19 protein-coding genes and 2 pseudogenes are annotated in these 18,960 nt (G+C 66.8%); 7 read left to right on the top strand and 14 right to left on the bottom strand.

Annotation, left to right across the window (positions count from 1 at the left end; genetic code table 11):
• Nucleotides 1-46: 46 nt before the first annotated feature.
• Nucleotides 47-277, bottom strand: a complete 231-nt coding sequence (locus JOM49_RS21770) for a hypothetical protein (protein WP_209666100.1) — start codon at nt 275-277, stop codon at nt 47-49.
• A gap of 390 nt (nt 278-667) precedes the next feature.
• On the opposite strand from JOM49_RS21770, the pseudogene JOM49_RS21775 reads away from it, so the two are divergent.
• The 3 genes and pseudogenes from JOM49_RS21775 to JOM49_RS44105 all read left to right on the top strand — a co-directional run.
• A pseudogene (locus tag JOM49_RS21775) lies at nt 668-1,124 on the top strand (transposase); the annotation flags it as partial.
• Nucleotides 1,125-1,254: 130 nt separating this feature from the next.
• The gene (locus tag JOM49_RS21780) at nt 1,255-3,516 is read left to right on the top strand and encodes an argonaute/piwi family protein (protein ID WP_209666101.1); all 2,262 of its coding nucleotides are present in this window, start codon (nt 1,255-1,257) and stop codon (nt 3,514-3,516) included.
• Nucleotides 3,513-4,832, top strand: coding sequence for a PD-(D/E)XK nuclease domain-containing protein (locus JOM49_RS44105; protein WP_209666102.1), 1,320 nt, complete (start codon nt 3,513-3,515; stop codon nt 4,830-4,832). The genes JOM49_RS21780 and JOM49_RS44105 overlap by 4 nt, the downstream gene beginning before the upstream one ends.
• Before the next feature lie 135 nt (nt 4,833-4,967).
• Here the strand turns inward: JOM49_RS44105 and JOM49_RS44380 are convergent.
• From JOM49_RS44380 to JOM49_RS21820, 7 genes and pseudogenes are all read right to left on the bottom strand, one after another.
• Nucleotides 4,968-5,456: pseudogene (locus JOM49_RS44380) on the bottom strand (transposase); the annotation flags it as partial.
• Nucleotides 5,425-5,922: a P-loop NTPase family protein gene (locus JOM49_RS21795; protein WP_209666103.1), complete on the bottom strand. Its 498-nt coding sequence runs from the start codon at nt 5,920-5,922 to the stop codon at nt 5,425-5,427. The gene JOM49_RS21795 and the pseudogene JOM49_RS44380, both read right to left, overlap by 32 nt.
• Nucleotides 5,916-6,515: a 3'-5' exonuclease gene (locus JOM49_RS21800; protein ID WP_209666104.1), complete on the bottom strand. Its 600-nt coding sequence runs from the start codon at nt 6,513-6,515 to the stop codon at nt 5,916-5,918. Before JOM49_RS21800 ends, JOM49_RS21795 begins: the two co-directional genes overlap by 7 nt.
• Nucleotides 6,516-6,523: 8 nt before the next feature.
• The gene (locus tag JOM49_RS21805) at nt 6,524-7,510 is read right to left on the bottom strand and encodes a radical SAM protein (protein WP_245369409.1); all 987 of its coding nucleotides are present in this window, start codon (nt 7,508-7,510) and stop codon (nt 6,524-6,526) included.
• A 291-nt stretch (nt 7,511-7,801) separates the two neighbouring features.
• Entirely contained in the window at nt 7,802-8,344 is a 543-nt protein-coding gene (locus JOM49_RS21810) for a nucleoside-diphosphate kinase (protein ID WP_209666106.1), read from the bottom strand.
• Nucleotides 8,257-9,408 (bottom strand): thymidylate synthase, encoded by a 1,152-nt coding sequence (locus JOM49_RS21815; RefSeq protein WP_209666107.1) that lies wholly within the window; start codon nt 9,406-9,408, stop codon nt 8,257-8,259. The genes JOM49_RS21810 and JOM49_RS21815 overlap by 88 nt, the downstream gene beginning before the upstream one ends.
• Nucleotides 9,409-9,520: 112 nt before the next feature.
• Entirely contained in the window at nt 9,521-9,736 is a 216-nt protein-coding gene (locus JOM49_RS21820) for a hypothetical protein (RefSeq protein ID WP_209666108.1), read from the bottom strand.
• A gap of 168 nt (nt 9,737-9,904) precedes the next feature.
• On the opposite strand from JOM49_RS21820, the gene JOM49_RS21825 reads away from it, so the two are divergent.
• Both JOM49_RS21825 and JOM49_RS21830 read left to right on the top strand, forming a co-directional pair.
• On the top strand, nt 9,905-11,317 hold the full coding sequence (locus JOM49_RS21825) for an NsdA family TPR-like regulatory protein (RefSeq protein WP_245369410.1): 1,413 nt from the start codon (nt 9,905-9,907) through the stop codon (nt 11,315-11,317).
• Nucleotides 11,318-11,330: 13 nt separating this feature from the next.
• Nucleotides 11,331-11,810 (top strand): hypothetical protein, encoded by a 480-nt coding sequence (locus JOM49_RS21830; protein WP_209666109.1) that lies wholly within the window; start codon nt 11,331-11,333, stop codon nt 11,808-11,810.
• Nucleotides 11,811-12,035: 225 nt separating this feature from the next.
• Here the strand turns inward: JOM49_RS21830 and JOM49_RS21835 are convergent, their stop codons facing one another.
• The 5 genes from JOM49_RS21835 to JOM49_RS21855 all read right to left on the bottom strand — a co-directional run bounded on the left by JOM49_RS21835 (nt 12,036) and on the right by JOM49_RS21855 (nt 15,866).
• Nucleotides 12,036-12,938, bottom strand: coding sequence for a helix-turn-helix domain-containing protein (locus JOM49_RS21835; RefSeq protein ID WP_245369411.1), 903 nt, complete (start codon nt 12,936-12,938; stop codon nt 12,036-12,038).
• Between the two features lie 318 nt (nt 12,939-13,256).
• Nucleotides 13,257-13,493, bottom strand: coding sequence for a hypothetical protein (locus JOM49_RS21840; RefSeq protein ID WP_209666111.1), 237 nt, complete (start codon nt 13,491-13,493; stop codon nt 13,257-13,259).
• On the bottom strand, nt 13,490-13,825 hold the full coding sequence (locus tag JOM49_RS21845; protein ID WP_209666112.1) for a recombinase family protein: 336 nt from the start codon (nt 13,823-13,825) through the stop codon (nt 13,490-13,492). Before JOM49_RS21845 ends, JOM49_RS21840 begins: the two co-directional genes overlap by 4 nt.
• Nucleotides 13,826-13,840: 15 nt before the next feature.
• A complete protein-coding gene (locus JOM49_RS21850) occupies nt 13,841-14,350 on the bottom strand; it encodes a helix-turn-helix domain-containing protein (RefSeq protein ID WP_209666113.1) in 510 nt (169 codons plus the stop codon).
• 316 nt (nt 14,351-14,666) lie between these two features.
• Nucleotides 14,667-15,866 (bottom strand): helix-turn-helix domain-containing protein, encoded by a 1,200-nt coding sequence (locus tag JOM49_RS21855; protein WP_209666114.1) that lies wholly within the window; start codon nt 15,864-15,866, stop codon nt 14,667-14,669.
• An 87-nt stretch (nt 15,867-15,953) separates the two neighbouring features.
• Between JOM49_RS21855 and JOM49_RS21860 the strand changes: the two genes are divergently transcribed.
• Nucleotides 15,954-16,655, top strand: a complete 702-nt coding sequence (locus JOM49_RS21860; RefSeq protein ID WP_209666115.1) for a haloacid dehalogenase-like hydrolase — start codon at nt 15,954-15,956, stop codon at nt 16,653-16,655.
• Nucleotides 16,656-17,213: 558 nt separating this feature from the next.
• A complete protein-coding gene (locus JOM49_RS44110; RefSeq protein WP_209666116.1) occupies nt 17,214-18,512 on the top strand; it encodes a GGDEF domain-containing protein in 1,299 nt (432 codons plus the stop codon).
• Nucleotide 18,513: 1 nt separating this feature from the next.
• Here JOM49_RS44110 and JOM49_RS21870 read toward each other — a convergent pair whose 3' ends face one another.
• Nucleotides 18,514-18,894, bottom strand: a complete 381-nt coding sequence (locus JOM49_RS21870; protein ID WP_209666117.1) for a winged helix-turn-helix transcriptional regulator — start codon at nt 18,892-18,894, stop codon at nt 18,514-18,516.
• Nucleotides 18,895-18,960: the final 66 nt, after the last annotated feature.

The raw sequence follows: 18,960 nt of genomic DNA on the forward strand, positions 1-18,960 counted from the left end.
CTCAGGCTAAGCCGTCCCACCGACAATCCGGGCGCGGATGTTACTCCTAGGCGCCGTGCAGGGCCGGCGACGGGCTCCGCAACCCCGATCCGGCCGACGAGGCGGCGGCCGAGATCGAGCCGCGCTGGCCGAGGTGACCGCGGCGTTCGCCGGGCGCAGGAGGCATGGCACCGGCGCTGTTTTCGTCCCGAACGAGAATGAAAACCTGCGCAGACCACGAGCAGTCCCAGGACTCTTCCCGGTCCAGCAGCGTCGCATGAAGCAACAACAGCAGCACCGCAACGAGACCTGGAACAAGCCACGCCCGTTTCGGGTGTCATTCCAGACCTGGAGAAGCTCTGACGTGGTCGATCGCTGGGCAGACACGAGCCCTCAGAACATCACAGCGCCTTCGGTCTTCAGCGGTATCAGCCCGTTCCTGGCCAGACACGGCAGATCACCGGGGCATGGCCAGTCGAGCATGCGCCCGGCTCGAGCCGGGCGGCTCAACGGCCGCATCGCGTCAGTCCTGAAGAGTGCGGATAGGGTCACCGCCATGGGATTTGACTGGGAAGGCATCTTGGGCACGAGTGGACTCGGCCTCGACGATGCCTGGCCGGGTCGTAGTCCGATGCCCCCTGCTGGTCAACCTGGAGGTGGTGGATGAACCAGGGGCAGCGCATCGGTCATGTTCTTCCGCAGTTCGATCACGATCGCCTGGCGCGCAGCAGCGTTGTCGCGGCGGTTGGTGCCGGAGTTGTGGGCTCTGGCTGAGCCGTTGATTCCGTCGTTTAAGCCGCGTCCGCAGGGAGGCGGCCGGGCCCCGGTCGATGATCGGGCAGTGTTCACGGCGGTGGTGTTCGTGCTGACCAGCGGGTGCGCGTGGCGGATGCTGCCGCTGTCGTTCGGGGTCACGGTGTCGACCGCGCATCGCCGGTTCGCCGAATGGACCAAAGCTGGTCTGTGGCCGCGGTTGCATCGGGCGGTCCTGGACGAACTGGGCAGCCAAGGCGAGGTCGGCTGGTCGAGGGCAGTCCTGGACGGAGCGTCCGTTCGGGCCAAAAGGGGCTCGAGGACCGTTCCGAGCCCGGTCGACCGCGGCAAAACCGGTTCGAAGATTCCACGTGCTGTCCGACCGGGCGGGTGCGGACAGTCAGCTTCTGCTGCGACGTGGCCGTCGAGGGGGTCCCCAGAATTGTCGGGGTGAAGTCGTAGCCTCAGGTGATGGGGTACTCCGGAGATCGTTCAGCGTCAGCGGGCCGTGGGGTTCCGTTGTTGTTCACCAACTTCCTGCCAGTCCGGTTCACAGGTCAAGTGGTTGCCGGGGTGCTGCCCTATGAGTCGGCAGGCCACCTTGAGGATCTCCGCAGTCGGCTCCGCGAGTCTCATGTGGTCGTCCGGGATCGAAACGACGTTGTGTGCGTTCCTCTGGCGCAGGGTGCCGAGCAGATTGGCGAGCGCAGGGTGATCGCCTCCACTGTGCGTGACGTGCTGCTGCAGACCCGGCTGCTTGAAGAGTGCCTCAGGCGCATCCTCACGGTGGAGTGGAAGTACCTGCTCAGGCGTGAGTACCCAGTGCGCTTCGTGTCAAGGCTGGCCGGCAAGGACCTCGTGGAGCAGGCGTTGGGCCGGGGCATCGACAGGCTGCACGTGTATCCGGAGTACTCGCTGGACGTCCGCCGCGGCGGGCCGCGCGAGTACCCCGGTGTGGTGATCGGGAGGAAGGTCCGCTACGAGATTGATCTTCCCGTGGACGTCCTGTTGCGACGTGGCGTTCCGGTGGTCGGGGTCTACGTGCTGGCGGAGTTGGAGTCGGCGCGTGCCTGGCCGTCCCAGGACGCACACGCGCGGCGCAAGCTGGTCGGCCGGGTGACCGATGTGGTCGACGGCAAGCTGCTTGTGCAGTCGAGGGAGGGCGAGGTGAAGCTCGACGCGGCGCGCACGTGGATCGAATCCAGTCTGGCCAACTTCCAGACAGTGCTCCGGAAGGCGTGCGGGCGGTCGTTTGAGCGTGGTCTGGTTGCGCTGGACGGCAAGATCGCCGCGTTCAACAACGCCGAGCGGCGCATCGCGGACACGGACAAGATCGCGAACGCATTGCTGGACCGCGGACCGCTCGACGTCGCGGCCGGGATGACGGCGTACCTGGCCAGGCCGCTGCGGTTGAAGGGCAACCAGCATCCGCACGTGCGCACCTTGAGCGAGCCGACCTTCGTGTTCGACCAGTCCGGGGACAAGACGGATCGGTACCCGGAAGCCGGGCTGAACAGATTCGGTCCTTTCGACACGGAGTCGTTCACCCCGAAAGCGCCGACGATCGCCGTGGTGGTTCCCCGCCAGTTCCAAGGCCGTGTGGAAACCTTTCTCACCAGGTTTCGCGACGGTGTCCGCGGTTCATCCGCGTTCCCCGAAGGGTTCGTCCGAAAGTTTCGCCTGACCGACTGCACCTTCACCCTCACCGCCTTCGATGGCGATGTGCAGGACGCGAGCGCCTACAAGCGTGCCTGCCTGAGCGCGCTGGAGGCCAAGGAGAAGATCGACCTCGCGTTCGTCTTCACCAGCGCTGCCCAGGAGCACCTGACGGGCAACGAGAGTCCCTACCTGGTGTCCAAGTCGACCTTCATGAGCCAGTCGATCGCGGTCCAGGAGTTCCAGGTCGAGAACATCACGGACAGCCCGACCATCGCCTACCCGCTGAGCACGATGGCGCTCGCCGTCTACGCCAAACTGGGCGGGACGCCGTTCGCGATCAAGGACAACGGCCAGCCGACCAGGCGAGAGCTGATCTTCGGCATCGGCAGCGCGCAGGTGTTCGAGGACCGGTTAGGCAGGGGGGAGCGCGTTGTCGGGATCACTACCGTCTTCAACTCCGACGGCACCTACCTCGTGTCGAACGTGTCCAGGGAGGCGCCGTACGAGCAGTATCCGAAGGCGCTGCAGGACGCCCTGCGGGCGTGCCTCGCCGAGATCAAGGGGCGCCAGGGGTGGAAGTCCAACGACTTCATCCGGCTGGTCTTCCACGTCTTCAAACTCCTGAAAGACAAAGAGGCCCAAGCCATCAAGGAACTCGTGGAGGGTTTGACGGCGGACTTCGCCGGCGTCGAGTTCGCGTTCGTGACTGTCGTCGACGACCACCCGTGGATGATCCTCGACGAGAACGCTAGGGGGGTCAGCGCGGGAAAGGGGAGCAAGGGGAAGTACGTGGCACGACGCGGTTTCGCCGTTCCGATCAGCAAGAGTGAGATGCTGGTGACGGTCAAGGGACCGCGAGAGATGAAGAGCGAGTCGCAGGGCGCGCCGAAGCCGTTGCAGCTCAAGCTGCACCGCGAGTCCACGTTCACCGACATCGACTACCTGGCCGGACAGCTCTTCAGGTTCACGGCGATGTCCTGGCGGAGGCCGTACCCCTCGACGAAGCCGGTGACCATCCTGTACTCCGACCTCATCGCCGGCTTGCTGGGCAAGCTGCGCCACGTGACGAACTGGAACTCCGACGTGATTTTCGGGAAGCTGCGCTACAGCAGGTGGTTCCTGTGACCGGACCTGATAACGCGACTACCGGGCAGTTGCTCTTCAGCGCGCAGCTCAGAGCGTTCCAGCGCTGGATCGACACCGAGAATACGCCGGGCAGCCTGCACGGCATGTTCGCCCGGCAGGTCCTCGGCGATGACACGTCGATTCGATGGCACGTCGAACCAGACCTCGACTCCTGGCTCAAGGCGAACGTGAGCCGATTGGAAGACGCGCCCGCGCTCGCCGTGCTGGGGTATGTCGCGGCGGCCCAGCCGACGCGGCTTCCGGTCTTCGGCGACGTGCTGGTGCACGGGCTTGAAGGTCTGGCTGGGCGTGATCCGTACCCAGGCGACCGAGTGACCCCGCTGTACTCGGCAGGGATCGTCCTCGGGCTGCACCTCGCCGCGCGGGCGGTGCAGGACCGCGTGCCGCAGTTCCTGAGCTGGCTACAGAAGGCGCTCAACCACCCGTTGAGGGAACCCAACGACCCGTGGCTCGATCTGATGCATCAGCACGTCCTCGCTGAGCTCACCGGTGAACCGGCCTCGTTGCCGGCGTTGGCGGAGCTGGCTGACCATGCGCTCGTCGCGGCGTTCTACCTGCTCGCCTCCGGCACTGGGGTGGCCAGGGACACCCCGGAGGAGCTGCGCGCCGCACAGCAGCGGGCCATGCACGCCTTCCTGCGCACTGATCCCGTTGATCTGGAGGTTCGGCATAGCGCTTTGTGGCTGAACTTCGCCGAAGCGGTGGCCGCGGCCACCGCGGACCAGTTGGTGATCAGCGTTCCCCAGGTGAGCCAGGTGCTCAGGCGTTTTCCTCCCGCGATGAAGCGATGGGTGTGGGACTCAGCCGAGCTCAAGGACCCCAAGTGGTGGCGGGTTGACGCCGAACGCGAGGTGCAGGCCATCTTGTGGGTCATGCTCCGCGCGGTCTTCGATGACGTGGTTGACGAGGAGAACCTGCCGAAGCTCGGCCACAGCGCCTATCGCGCGGACTTCGCGCTGCCCAGCCTTGGGCTGTTCATCGAGGTCAAGTTCGTGCGCAGCAAAAGCGACTTCAAGGACGTGGAGCAGGAGGTGATCATCGACTCGGTCGGCTACCTCAAGGACAACGAGCGCTACCGGGAGATTATCGTCTTCATCTACGACGACTCGTGTTCCACGGAGCATCACGACGAGACACGTCGCGCGTTGATCGATCTCCCTGGGATCGTCGACGTGATCATCGTGTCGCGCCCAGGGGTGCTTCCGCCAGCAGACGAGCGGAAAGCCGTGGTGTCTCCCGGCGCTGCCACGAAGAGAAAGCCGTCCGCTGGCGGCAAACGTTCGAAGGCGTCCTAGTAGGGCTTTGTTAGGTGCTGTTGAGCTGGGGTTTCTCTGGGGTGATGGTGGCCTGGACGGGTTGTCGGCAGGTGTGGCAGACGCCTGTCCAGGCCGCGAGCAGGGCTTGGAGTTCGCGCAGGACTGCGTAGAGGGTCAGGCCTGCGCAGGGGCTTTTGGGGTGCGGCGGAGTTGGGTGCAGATGGCCTGGGCCACCGCGGCGAGGGTGACGTGGCGGTGCCAGCCCAGCCAGGAGCGGCCTTCGAAGTGGTCCAGGCCGAGTCCGTCTTTGAGTTCGCGGTAGTCGTGTTCGATGCGCCAGCGGATTTTGGCCAGCCGCACCAGATCCCGCAGTTTCGTGTCGGCGGGCAAGGTGGAGAGCCAGTAGTCGGTGGGTGCGGGTTTCCCAGGTGGCCATTCGGCCAGCAGCCAGCACTCGGGCAGGCTCCCGTCGCTGCCGCGGGGGATGTTGCGGTTGGCCGGTCGGACGCGCAGCGCAAGAAACCGTGATCGCATGCTCGCGGTCGGGTTGCCCGGTGACGTGCGTGATCCGTGTCGCCAGACCACGAACCGGCCCGCTGACCGTCCGGCGGCCATCACGAGGGTTTTCAGGTCAACCGGCTGGTCGGGGTAGCGCGGCTGCGGCGGCCGTCCGGCCCGGCGGTGCGGTGAACGGGGCGTCGGGGGCGAGCACGGTGGCCAGGAGCACGTGCAGGCGGTGGGTGTGCAGGCCGGCCAGAGTGTGCAGCCGGGTGAGGTCTTCGGGTTCGGGGTGTTCGCCGCGCAGGGCGAGGGCGGCGGTGTAGTAGGCGAGGGCGTCGTGGGCGGTGCGGTCGATGAGGACGACGTCGGCGTCGAGTTCGGCGGCGAGCGCGTCCGCGGCGCCGGCGGTGATGATCCACTCGGTGGAGGTGGAGGTGGAGGTGGAGGTGGAGGTGGAGGTGGAGGTGTGCCGGTTCATCTTGGAGAATCCGAGCGCGGCGGCGCGTTTGGCGAGGCCGCTGGTGCGCTGCACGGACAGGCCGGTGCTGCGCAGTTCCATTTCGATGCGGTCGGCCAGGGTGGATTTGCCGGTGGCGTGCGTGCCGACCAGACCGATCTGGATCACCATAGTGTGTCACCTTCGTGGGTGGGTGTGCCCGGCTTGCCGGGCGGGACGCCGTCGGCGATGAGGGCGTCCCAGCTGGGGTAGGTGGAGGCGATTTCGCGCAGGAGCAGCGCAGTGAGGTGGGCGTCGAAGGCGGCCCGGTGGCGATGCCCTTCGACATCGCTGGTGTCGATGCCGGTGTGCTGGAGCAGCGCGTCGAGCGAGTACCCGTCCGCGGTGGGGAGGGCGCGGCGGGCGAGGCGGAGGGTGTCGAGCACGCCGGCGGGCTCCCAGTGGGGCAGGTGACGGCGCAGCACGGAGTATTCGGTGGTGGCGTTGTGGGCGGCGATCCATTCGGTGCCCAGCTGGGCCGCGACCTGCGGGCCGACCTCGTCCCAGTGGGGCGCGTGGGCGACGTCGTCGTTGGTGAGGCCGTGGATCCGGGTGACGACACGGGAGATCGGCGTGACCGGCTGGATCAGCGTGGCGAACGCCGACCGCGGCACAGGCTGGCCGTCGACGAAGGGAAGCAGAGCGACTTCGACCGCTTCCGGGCGTGTGGCGCCGTTGCCTTCGACGTCGACGATGAGCAGCCGCGGCCAGGTACCGAAATCCATGCGTTCTCCTAGACGGCGGGCCAGCCGAGGTCGGCGCGGCCGTGCCGCTTGTAGTGGTGGGGCTTGTCCCGGTCGTGGACCTGGAACCCGAAGCGATGCTGGATCGCGTAGCGGGGTGGTTCGTCCAGGCCCGAGACCATGATTGCCCGGTCGGTCAGTTCCACCTCGCCCACCGCGCCGTAGTCGCGCGCCTGGGTGACGACCCGGTTCATGTCGGGTGTGCGCCACGCGCCCGCGCAGCGCTGTAGCTGGGCGGCTGGGCAGATGTCGCACAGTTCCCGGATGCCGTAGTGGCCGTTGTAGTCGGCCTGGCTGTGAGCGTAGGCGACCGCGCAGCTGGTCTTGCGGAACAACGGGCGTGTTGGTCCGGTGGTGCCGGGGCTGTGGCCGAAGGCGGCGAGGATGCGTTCTTCGAGGGTTTCGGGCATGATCTTGCGCCGCGCGGTGCCGCTGTAGGGCTCGGGCAGGCCGAGTGCGCGGTAGTAGTCGGCGATCTGCTGGCGGTAGAACAGGCCGGTGAACACCGTGGCGTGGGCGTGCCGGGACAGCTCGCGGGCGCGCTGGAGGTGGGCGTCGGTGTCGTTGAGGCCGGGCACGATCGGGCGCCAGTAGAGCACGGTGCGGTAGCGCTCGGCGTGGCCGAACAGAGTCTTGAGGCTGGTGGCCGCGATCGAGGAATCCACGGGTTCGATGCCGGGGTGGCCGATGTCGGAGTGGGTGACCAGGACGGTCAGGGTGATGTTGCTGAAGCCGTTGAGGACCGCGCAGTCCTCGGCGGTGACCCGCCAGCGGGTGATGACCAGGACGTGGTTGGCGAGGCCGAGATCGTCCAGCATGCCCAGCACGGCGAAGGTGTGCGGTTTGACCACCGGCAGCATCGGATCGGTTGCCCGGTTGAACAGCTGGATCGGTGTGGTGTGTCGCTGGAAGTAGCGGTGGCTGGTCAGCAGTTCGACGGCGTTGGTGTCGGTCATCAGCCGGCGTGGGAGTTTCATTGCGAAGTTATCGAAGACGTGTCGCACGCAGTAGCCGCAGTTGAGTGGGCAGCCGATGATGTGGTTGAGCGACAGGCCGGACTTGCGGTACTCGATCGGGTTGGCGAGTGAGGGTTCCAGCGCAGCAATTTCCGCGGCGGTCAACATCGGTAGTGACCGCTTACGGGGCGAGGCAAGAGGCACCGGCAGGGTTCCTTTCGCTCTGTCAGGTAACGGGAAGTGGGTCGTTGCGCGTGTGTGTTCGCCCGCCGTTGTCGGCCGGTGCTGACCGGCCACTGGGCGAGTCGCGAGTCAGCAGACGGGTGTCTTCACGACCTCGGGCACGGCGCTGAGCAGGTGGGCGGCACGGTGGCCGCCGAACCAGATGTGGAAGTCGCGCCATGCGGCGGCGGGATCGTCGGAGGTGTGAACGAGGTTGTTCACCAGCCGGTGTTCCTGTCGCGCCGCGACCAGGCTGTCGGCGCCGAGGTCGGCGCGGATCGTGCCCGGCTCGGCGGCGCTGGGGTCGAAGTGCCCGAGCAGCGCGCGCAGCCGGGCCGCGGTGTCGTCGCACTCGCCGACGGCGAGCGCGACGACGACCCGCCGGCCGACGTAGAGGCGCCGCAGGCACTCGGCGACGTCGACGTCGAGGCGATGCCGGAAGGCCAGCAGGTCCCAGTAGTGGGTGAAGATCTGCCAGTCGGCCACGGTGGTCCCCTCGGCCGCGACGATGTCCACTTCTCGCTGGACGCGATCGAGTACCGCCGTCACGAGGCCGCGTCGCAGGCAGTCGGGTTTGAGCAGCACCACGCTGCACCGGGTCCAGTCCGTGCCCGCGTCTGTGCTGGTGGACATGTCGGCTCCTGGATCTCACGGGCGCTGTCGGCGGGCATGTGATCAGGCCAGCGGCGCCGGATCAACCAGCGATGCTCGGGGTCGAGCACGCCGAGGATCTCGGGGTCGACGGCAGTGCCGGGCCGATGCTTGATCTGGCGGTAGATCTCCAGCAAGGCCACCAGACGCTGCCAGTAGAGCGGCAGCCCGGTGCGCTCGAGCGAGGTAGCGGTGTGGGCGAGCAGGTTGTCCCGCAGCCGCTGCTCGTGGTCGAGGACCTCGCCGATGATCTCCAGCGTGGTGTCCGCGGGCATCGACTGGGGTTCGAACCGCGGCGGCGGGGTGGTGGCCGCCTCATCCAAGATGGCGCGGGCGCGGGGGAGGTGATGGTCGGCGATGTGCATCGAGCCGACGACGTGGGCATAGCCGCCGAGCCGCACTCGCAGGAGGCGGGCGGCGAGTTCCTGAATGAAGGTGAAGGAGTAGACGTCGGACACCAGGCCGTGGAAGGCGTCGTTGGCGCGCATGTAACAGACCCCGTGCAGGGCGCCGTCGCGCAACAGGAGTTGGAAGGCGATGGTGCAGGACACGTCTGGGTGGGTGGTGTCGCCGATCTCGTGGGACCCGAAGATCGGGATGACCGCGCGTTTGGTGTCCGGGTCCTGGGCGATCATCCTCAGCGTGGCATCGAAGGCGCTGCTGGAGCCGGGGCCGCTTCCGGGCCGGAACAGGCGGGTGCCGTAGGCGGCTCCGGCGATGGTGACGCCGTCGGAAGCGTAGGCCGACATCCGCGGGGCGTAGTAGATCATCATGCGCAGGTCGTCGCGTCCGCCGAGGAACCACAGCGCTTCGGCGAGGTTGAACACGACGTTGGTTTTGCGGGTGGCGAACAGCGGCAGCCGCCGGGCGAGGTTGTCGATCTGGAAAGCGACATTCAACCGCTCGGGACCGGCGTTGCCGCGGGTGTTGATGTGGTGGTGCGGCCGGGTTACGAGGTCACCGAGAACCGCCTGGTATGCCTCATGGAAGCTACTGAATGACGGCGTCGTCAGTGCCGAGGTGGGTGCGGGGGCGTGGCAGGGCATTCGGCCTCCGAATCTGGACTGCGCTGTGCCGCCGGGGAGTGGCCTGGATCAGGTGCTCTTGGGCAACTCGGCGTGCTGATCGTCGCTGTACCGACGCCAGAGCCGCCGGTGCTCATGGCCGCTTGCACTCGCTGCGGTCACGACATCGGCTCTGGTGCAGGAGGTTGTCGAAACTGGTGCGCCGGACCGTGCGGCAGAACGAGCAGGTGTGCCACAGCCTGGTGACGTAGGAGAGGTACCGCTCGTCTTCCAGCCGGGGAATCGGCACCGGTGTGCTGGCGAACTCGCGCAGCTCTTCAGATTCGCCGACGTCCAACCTCGTGCCCATCGGTGCGCACCTCCCGTGCTTGATCACTCGAGGGTCCACGTTCACGGCAGCCCGCAGGAGGCCAGCGGCGGGGGCAGGAAGGGACAGGCCGGGGAAACCCGGGGCAGATTCGCCAGATCATGACTACTCGGTCTGGGCTGACTACACTTCGTGAGGTCTGGAGGAACCATGCCCGAGCCCAATCGCCTGCTGCGCGCGGCGCGGGAACGGCTGCCCTCTCCAGGAGCCCCCGGCGAGCACGCCAGCCGGTCCGAGGTCGCTGAGGCTGTCAACGCCTGGCTGTGGGAGACCACGGGCAAGAGGCACCTCTTGGACGCGCACTACCTGGCGAAGTTGGAACGCGGCGTGGCCCGTTGGCCGAACGCCGCCTACCGCTCTGGTCTCCGGCACGTGCTCGGCGTACCGGAGGACGCTGCGCTCGGCTTCGTGCCACCTCGTCGATCGGCAGGCGCGGTCGATTCGCTACAAACCCCGTCGCCGTTGCCCGGCTGGGAGCCGGGATTGGTGCTGGAGCACGCGGGCCACATCACCGATCATGACCTGGTGGCACCTTCCCGCCGGACCGTTTTAGGCGCGATCCTGCTCACCGGCGCCGCACTGGGCGCCGCGCTGGCCCCCTTCCTGCACCCCCTCGCTGTCGCGCCCGACCGGCACGGCACAGCCTTCGCAGCCCTGGAACTGGACGCCGCCGAGCAGTTTGTCAGCGTGCTCCGCACGTGGCATTCCACCCGTGGTGCCGTCTCCCGCCCCACGGTGGCCGCGCAGCTCAGCACGCACGTCGCCTGGCTCTGCGCCGCACCACAGGGCACCGCGCAGACCCTGCGCGGGTTCCGCATCGGCGCCGAGTTGGCCGACATCGCCGCCACGATGGCGTGGGACGCCGGCGAGCACCGCATCGCCCAGCGGTACTTCGTCCTGGCCGTCCAGCTCGCGCACGCAGCCGGAGATAACGCCCTGGCCGCGGTAGCACTGGCGTCCCTCGCGCGCCAATGCTTCGACCTGGAACGGCCTGCGGACGGCCTCGACGTCGTCCAGCTCGCCCAGTACGGCACCCGCCGCACAGCCACACCGCGCCTGCGGGCTGTGCTGGCGACCCGGGAAGCCTGGGCCTACGCCCAGCAGGGCGACGCACGCGCTTTTCAGCGGGCGGTCGGCCTGGCCGAGGACTACCACGCCGAAGGCGCCCGGGACGGTGACGCCACCACGCCCACCGCGCGCAGCCTCGATGCCGCCGAGCTGGCCGGGGTGATCGGCGCCCGCTACCGGGACCTGGCCCGCTACGACCCCAAGCACGCGCGCCAGGCCCAGAACTACATCGGCCGGGCGCTGCAGTTGCGCCACACCAGCCGCGCCCGGAACCGCGCTTTCGACCTGATCGGGCTCGCCCGCGCGCACCTGGTCAGCCGAGAGCCCGACCGGGCCGCCGAGCTGATCGCAGTCGCGGTGCCGCTGGCCGGCGCCTGGGCCTCCGGCCGGGTCGGGGTGAAGCTGCGCGACTTCCACCGCGAAGCCGCCCCGTTTGCCAGCGTCGCCGCCATGCGCGAGGCTCGTGAGAACATCGCTGACTTGATCGCCGCGTAGGAGAGGAACCCTGTTGCTCCGTATCGGAATCACCGGCCACTCGAACCTGACCGCCGCCACCGTGCCGCTGATCGCCGACGGCCTCCGCGCCGCCCTGGCCGAGCACTCCGGCACCGAACTGGTTGGCGTGACCTGCCTGGCCCGCGGTGCCGATCAGGTATTCGCCCGCGTCGTGCTCGACCTCGGCGGCACGTTCGAGGTGGTACTGCCTGCGGCCGACTACCGCGAGCGCAAGGTGAAGCCAAGCAACGCCGCCGAGTTCGACGAGCTGATCGGCAAGGCGACCGTGCACACCATGCCGTTCGCCCAGTCGAACCGCGAAGCGTATATGGCCGCTTCCGAGTACGTCCTGGACCACGTGGACGCGATGGTCGCAGTCTGGGACGGCGGACCGTCCGGCGGCCACGGCGGAACCGCTGACGTGGTCGACGCCGCTCGCGAACGCGGCCTGCCGGTCACCACCATCTGGCCGGACGGAGCCGAGCGCGAGTAAGCGTCAGCGCGCGAGGTCGACACCGCGAAGTACTTATCAGCCCAGCGGCGGCACAATCCGGCGAGTCAGCTCCGGAAAGCTGGCCCCCTCGACGGACGACCCGTCCGCGCGGGAAGACTCCTGGTCAAATGACTGCTGCCTGTAGCCGGAGGGATCGCCCCGCTCACGCGGGGCAGACCAACTCAAAACTCGTAAGGCGGTTCGGACTGCGTGAGCACCCGGAGCCTATTTCTTGAGGAGGCTCGCTGAGTTCTTGACCGTACGGATGTTGCTTCTGAGATTGTGAATTCGCTCGTCGAGTCGGTTGACGGTTTCGGTGCGGCCGATCGCTTTCGCGTCGAGCTGGTCGAAGGAGGTCAGCGTTTGCTTGATCGAACCGGCGCGGCGGTCGGCGAATTGTGGTTCGGGTGCTTCGGAGATGACTCGTGGCGGAGCGGGCTGTTTGAAGAGGTACAGCGTGGTGGTGCCGCCGAGCAGGGGATGGCTGCCGGCGCTGAAGGGCACCAGGCGCACTTCGAGGTGCGACAGCCGGACCGAGAGTGCCCGCAGGCAGGTGAGCTGCTCGAGCATGGTGGCGGGTCCTCCGATGCCGACGTGCAGTGCTGCTTCGCCGAGGAAACAGAGGTACCGCAGGCTCGGCTGGTCGGCGGCGTCGATGTGGGCTCGGCGGGTCATCTGGAAGTTGGCCAGTCTCCGTGCTCTGTCCGGCTGGGACTCGCTGCAGGCGAACAGCGCCTCGGCATAGGAGAGCACTTGCAGGGGCGGGGCGATCACCTCGCCGGAGTAGTAGAAGGCGGCGACGGCTTGTCCTTCGAGTTCGGCCGTCCGGCGCAGCTGTGGTGAGGCCTCGACCTCGTTGGCGGCACCGCGGGATCTGCGTCCAGTTCCGCGGCGCACCAGCGCCAGGATCGACGCCCGCCTGTCCATCGGAACGTCGTAAAGGTTCAGCAGGGCTTCGACCTCCGCCGGCTTCGGTCTGGAGCGCGCCGTCTCCAGGTCGCCGATCTTCGAAGGTGTACAGCCGAGAATCTCAGCAGCTTGGTGGCGTGCGACATCGGCTCGCACACGGAGTTGCTTGAGTAGCGCTGCGAGTTCAGCTGACGGAGGGCTCGGGGGTGGTGTGGCCATGTGCCTTTTCGTGACGTGCTCAGCGTGGTGGGGTCGTGCGTGGACGTGACATCGATCTTCGACTGACGTAGGGGCGAGTGCGGGGGGCTTGCGTCCGTGGCGATGGGCGGTTGTCGCCGAGGCGCCCGTGGTCGGGGTCGGCTCTCGGCCAGCGCACCGGTCGCTCGGTCGTTTCGAGGGAGATCCGATGCGCGATGGCTGCTACAGACCAGCGTCTCGGCCGCCGTTTCCAGGAGCGGATCTGCTGGACGAGGAGCCAGCCGGTGCCGCACGCGAGCGGTATCGCGATCGCGGCCGTGGCGGTGATGCTCCAGGCAATCATCGGCTCGGTGGAGTGTCGAGCGACGCATCGAGCGCGCTGGTCGCATGGTCGGCCAACAGGTTGGCGAGTTCGGCCAGCAGATTGGCGACTTCGTGCTGCGCAGCAGCGGGTAGTTCTCCGGCCGACATGCTCGCCGCGACTGTCAGGAGGTGGTCGTTGACCGCGCTCATCGCCTCGATCACGGCCGCGGTCACCGGACCTGCCGGTCGACCGTCTTCCGGCGGGCGGTTCACGAGGTCTCCTCATCGAAGAGTTCCAGCACCTGAGCGTCCGCGGCGTGTCGGAGTCGGTCGAGCATCATGTTCTGCAGCAGTGGATTGCGCGCGAAATGTCGCATCGACGGTACGAGGACGTGAGTGGTCCGCTGTTGCTGGAGTTCGATCACCATGGCGTCGAAAGCCTGGCGGGAACCGGTGCCGTCGTCGAAGAACAGGTCAGTCAGCTGCAGGTCGTGGTCGGCAGCGAATTCGCGCAGGGCGTGCTCGGTCTGCTGAACCACTTCATCCGGAGAGTCGGCCTTGACCTGGAGGTATCCGAAGGCCTGCTTGCACGGTGGGGACTGCATGGGCACCTCGTTTGCTCATTGGGCGACTTGAGTGGATGGGAAAGCTCTGAAACTCTCGAGGAGTTCCTTCAGATGCTCAGTGCTGAGGCCACAAAGCTGGGCGGCGTCTTTGATCGTGGCCGGGTCGAATTCGACCAGCTGGCGCCGCGGAACAGATGGCTCGGCGGTGCGCTTTATGGCCCAGGACCGCAGCGGGCGCAGTTCCGGTATGTCAGTGGTGGTGAGGAGGTGGGCGCTCACCCAGATCGTTGAAGCATCAGCCAGGTCGCGCGCGACCTGCGCCAAGAGGTCTGGCGCGTTGATGCCGATGCAGTCGCAGATCTTGACCAGCCGTTGCACGCTCATGTGCCTTATGCCCACCTCGTACGAAGAGATGGTGCTCGGGCCGATCTCGTCGTTCAGCCTTTCGCATAACTGCTGAGCGGTAATTCCTTTGCCGCGCCGCAGGGCTTGCAGACGATTGTCGAGAGCTTGGCGGTGCGCGGCATCGTATGATGATTCTGGGCCAGTGGAATCCATCGTCATTTCGCCAGCCGTTCGACGGCCAGTGCGCCGGAAAGCGATGTCACGAGAATCGACCGCTTGTTGTTCCGCTCTACTGCCGCACCGCAGGCGTTGGCCATGACGGTTCCACCATCCACTTGATCGATCGGGCCTGTTCCGCTTGTCAGCCGGGCAGCACCGACCACCAGGGGCGCAGAAGGCACGGTGGGGGTCTCGATCAGCCTTCTGTGGTGTCGGGGGCGGTTCACCCCAGCGGTCGGTGCTTCAACGACCGTATGGCGGTTACTCGCCAGTAACCCGAACTGTCAGTCCGGGTGGTTTCCTCGTTCGGGTTTGCTCACACCGGAAGGCCTACGCGGGTGGCCAGGCGGACTGCTTCGCTGGAGACCGTGCGACGTCCATTGCCGACTACCTCTCGGATGAGGTCGTGGGCCGCAGGTCGGTTGCGAATGTCTTCCGGGGCTTCCTGTTCGGCCGTCTGGAGGAGAAGCAACGCACTGGCGTAGTCGCGGCGCTGCTTGTAGCCCTTTGCCTGGTCGAGAAGGAATGCGACTCGGCGCTCGATGGAGGGCGAGCGATCGTGGTCGATCCGTTCAGCGAGTCGCAGGCCTTCGACCGCCTCGCCGGATTCCACCTCGACACTGACGGCGTACATCGCCACGTTGGTGGGTCCGAACGCCGTCCAGCAGGTGTTGCGTTCGCCGACGTGTTGGGCCAGCGGGACAGCTTCGCGAAGTCGATCACGAGCGGTCCAGGCGTTGCCGCTGCGCACTGCGGCGATGGCGGCGACGAGGAGGAGTGAACCGGTGAGCGCGATCGCGTCGGCGTCCCCGCGAGCGACCAGTTCCCTCAAACTGTCTTTGGCCCGGACCGCGACGTCCTCGGCGCCCTGTGCTTCTTTGTCAGCCAAGAGCACCTGAGTCATGTTCCAGTGAGCTGCCGCCAGCCGGACTGGGTCGTCCGCGGCTTCAGCAGTCCGGAGGGCACGGTCGGCGACCAGTAGGGACAGTTCTTTCCGGCCGATGCGTTTGGTGACCGTGCGTACCAGCCCGTACAGGTCAGCGGCGTATTGGTGGGCGACGCGCCGGCTGCGGGCCTCGGGACTTCGCAGCGCGGCTTCGGTACGCGTGATCAGCTCAGGAAGGTCACCGGTCAGCCGACTGTAGCGCTCGGGCGAGGTCTGCCAGGTGGACCATGCTGCCAAGACGTCGCCGTGCAAGACGTCGAGGTCAGGGGAGGAGGTGGGCTTTGGCGCCGGGCCGGTGAGCGCACGGCAGAGTGCGTCGCCCGCGGTGCTGGATGTCGGGGGGCGGTGGTGCACCGGGAGATGGCTGAGCAGCTGACCCGGCTCGACTCCGAGCACCTCGGCGAGCTGGACCAGTACGGGAATCGCAGGAAGCTTCTTGCCGAGTTCGATCTGATACAGGTAGTCCGGGGTGATACCGGCCAATCCGGCAACGACCGTCTTGGACTTGTGGGCGGCCGACCGGTAGAACTGGATTCGGCTTCCCACCACGCGTGCCAGATGCTCACTCATCGCGTCTCCGCCCCTCGCCGCGCAGGCCTGACCAGTGCAAATAGTAGCTCGCGCGATGCAGCCCGTCACGGGTGGCAGACTTTCGTCATGACCGCGCCCACTGCGCCGCCCCAGACCCTGCTGCTCTGGGACATCGACCACACACTGATCGAAACCCGCGGTGTCGGCCGCGCCATCTACGACCGGGCGTTCCCAGCGGCGACGGGACGGCCTCTGGCCAAGCTGGCGTCTATCTCCGGCCGTACGGAACTCGACATCATGCGCGAGTCGCTCCGCGTGAACGGCATCGAGCCAACGGAGGCGATGGTGAACCGCTTGGCGGCCGCGCTCACCGAAGGCTATGAGGACGCACGGGAGGAACTGGCAACGGTCGGTCGTGCACTACCTGGAGCCGAGGAGACCCTGGCCGAACTCGCGAGGAATCCGACGGTGCACCAGGCGGTGCTCAGCGGCAATCTGCGATCCGTGTCGCGCATCAAGTTGGAGGTCTTCGGGCTGAAACGCTTCCTCGACCTCGACAGCAGCGCCTACGGGGACGACCACGTGAGTCGACCTGAGCTGGTGAAGATCGCGCAGGGCCGGGCACGAGAACGCATTGGCGGCCGGTTCGACAACGCCGACACGGTGCTGATCGGTGATACGCCCAACGACGTGCAGGCCGCGTTGACCGCAGGCGTGCGAATTGTCGCGGTAGCCACGGGTAAAAGCTCCATGGACGAGTTGCGTGACGCCGGGGCGACCGTGGTGTTGCCCGAACTCACCGGCGCTGCAGCCCCGTTGTTCGGCTGAGTGGTCTGGCCCCGGTCGAGGCGGTCCGCCACGCTCGTGACCGCTCAGCGGACTTTTGTTGAGTGGAACTCCTCCAGCTTGGCGCGCACGTCACCGGAGGACTCCGGCTAGCCGTGCCACCGCCAGTCCGCGGCGGTAGTTGATGTTTCGCCTGGTCACGGCTGCTTCCGCGTAAGTTGAGTAACTCTATGTACCCGATAGGTTCAGATGGGTGAAGTTCAGCGGATTCTCTGTGCTTCGTTGATCACCTGCGCCTACCGTGATTGACCCGGGGGAGAACGAGGGGGCTTCGAAGGGACGGTGAGGGGGAGATGACCGCTCAGGTGGGAATCGCGGCGCGAGTTTCTCCGGGCCGCATTCCATCGAGGGCGGGGACCTCGGTAGGCGTACGTAGAAGAACTCGCTCCCGGCCGCGAACCGGGAGCGAGCAGCACTGTATCGGTTACTGCGTTCACCACTCCTTGCCCTCCATGCTCAACACCTCCTTCCAGCGAACGGACTGCGTGGACGCGCCGCCGGCCGGAATGGACGAGGAATTGTGCCGGTCGGGGAGCGTCCGTGGACGCAAACGACTCCAGTATGAAGGGCGAGGAACCCGTCATGCCTGAGCGTGCCGCTGAGCGCCCGAAGTGGGTGAGTAGCTGGAAACTGTGGACGCTGCCTGGCCGAGTGGTTGGCTACGTGCTCGGCACCGAAGTGGCTGCGCTCGTACTCGCCGGGGTGCTCGCGGCTTCTCAGCCAGCAAAAGGCCACGACTACGTCCGGTTCGCCCTTCTGCTCGGGCTCGGGCTGCTCGCAGCGGAAAGCACACGCCGGGTCGAGCAATTGCGTCGGCAGTTGTCGGACACCCCGCACGTGAACATGAGCTCGGTCTGGATCCTCGCGGTGACGCTGTTGACCACGCCATCGCTCGGGGCTGCTGCGGCTGTGGTGCTGTACGCGCATTTCTGGTGGCGGACCTGGCGTTACATCGCGTCGGTCCCGGCCTACCGTGCCGTGTTCAACGCCGCCATGATGGCGTTGTCGGCCTTCGCAGCCGATGCCGTTGCACACTGGTTCCCGGCGAACGACGTCCTGGACATCACCAAGCCGGAGCACTTGATCGCGCCGGTGCTGGTGATCGGCGTGTTTTGGCTGGTGAACTCGGTACTGGTCGCTGTGGTGATCTGGCTTTCTCAGGGTGAGGCCGGATGGAGTCGGCTGTTGGGTTGCTGGAGCGACAACGCGCTCGAGGTGTCCACTCTGTGTATGGGCGTGCTGACCGCGTCCCTGGTCGCCTGGCGCCCGTGGATGGTCGTGCTCGTACTGCCACCGTTGTACGTGCTGCACCGGAGCGTGCTGATCAAGCAGCTCGAACACGCCGCCACCACCGATCGGAAGACAGGGCTGCTCAACGCCACCAGTTGGCACAGCCTCGCCGACCGAGAGCTCGCCAAGGCGGCCCGTCACAGCTCGCCGTCTGCGGTGCTCATGATCGACCTGGACCACTTCAAGCGCGTCAACGACACCTATGGGCACCTGGTCGGCGATGAGGTGCTGCGGAAGGTGGCTGACACGATCCGCCAGCAGGTCCGCCGCCATGATCTGTGCGGTCGCTTCGGTGGCGAGGAGTTCGTCGTCTTCATGCCCGACACCGGGCGCGATGATGCCGTCCGGATCGCCGAGCGGTTGCGCGCTGCCGTCCATGCAATCCCAGCCGATGAAAAGATGCCGCGGGTCAGTGTGTCGATCGGCGTCGGCACTTACCCGGAACTGGGGCACAACCTTGAAGACGTGCTCCTCGCCGCCGACAACGCGCTCTTCGGTGCCAAGAACCAGGGCCGGGACCGCGTGGTCAGCGAAGCCGCCGCCCGCTGACTCAGCTGCCGGTGGCCCGGAGGTCGTCGCGGTTCTCCCTCGACCACTCCAGCAGTGGCCGGAGGGCCCGAAGCAGAGAGCGTCCTCGCGGGGTGAGGCTGTACCAGACAGCACCGAAGCGCTGTTCCTCCGCTTCACGTGTGATCAGTCCGTGCCCGACCGCGCGTTTGAGGGTGTCGGAAAGCACCCGCTCGGACAACTTCGAACGCTCCTCGGTCTCCCGCAGGTCGCGGTTCTCTGTCTCGTTGATCGAGACCAGCAGATCCTTGTATTGAGTCTTGCCCATCGCCAACTGCGCCAGAACGGCCACGATCCAGCGGCCGCGGAGGACCGTGAGCGCGTCCTGTAGTTCTCGCTGATACGGGACGTTCCACCCTTCCATGGGCTCAGCTAACACCAGCGGTGTCGGCTTTCGACGGCAAGACCGGCGCGTGCGCGCCAAAGGGCG

The sequence above is a fragment of the Amycolatopsis magusensis genome (genome assembly GCF_017875555.1).
In the GTDB taxonomy this organism is placed as follows: Bacteria; Actinomycetota; Actinomycetes; order Mycobacteriales; family Pseudonocardiaceae; genus Amycolatopsis; species Amycolatopsis magusensis.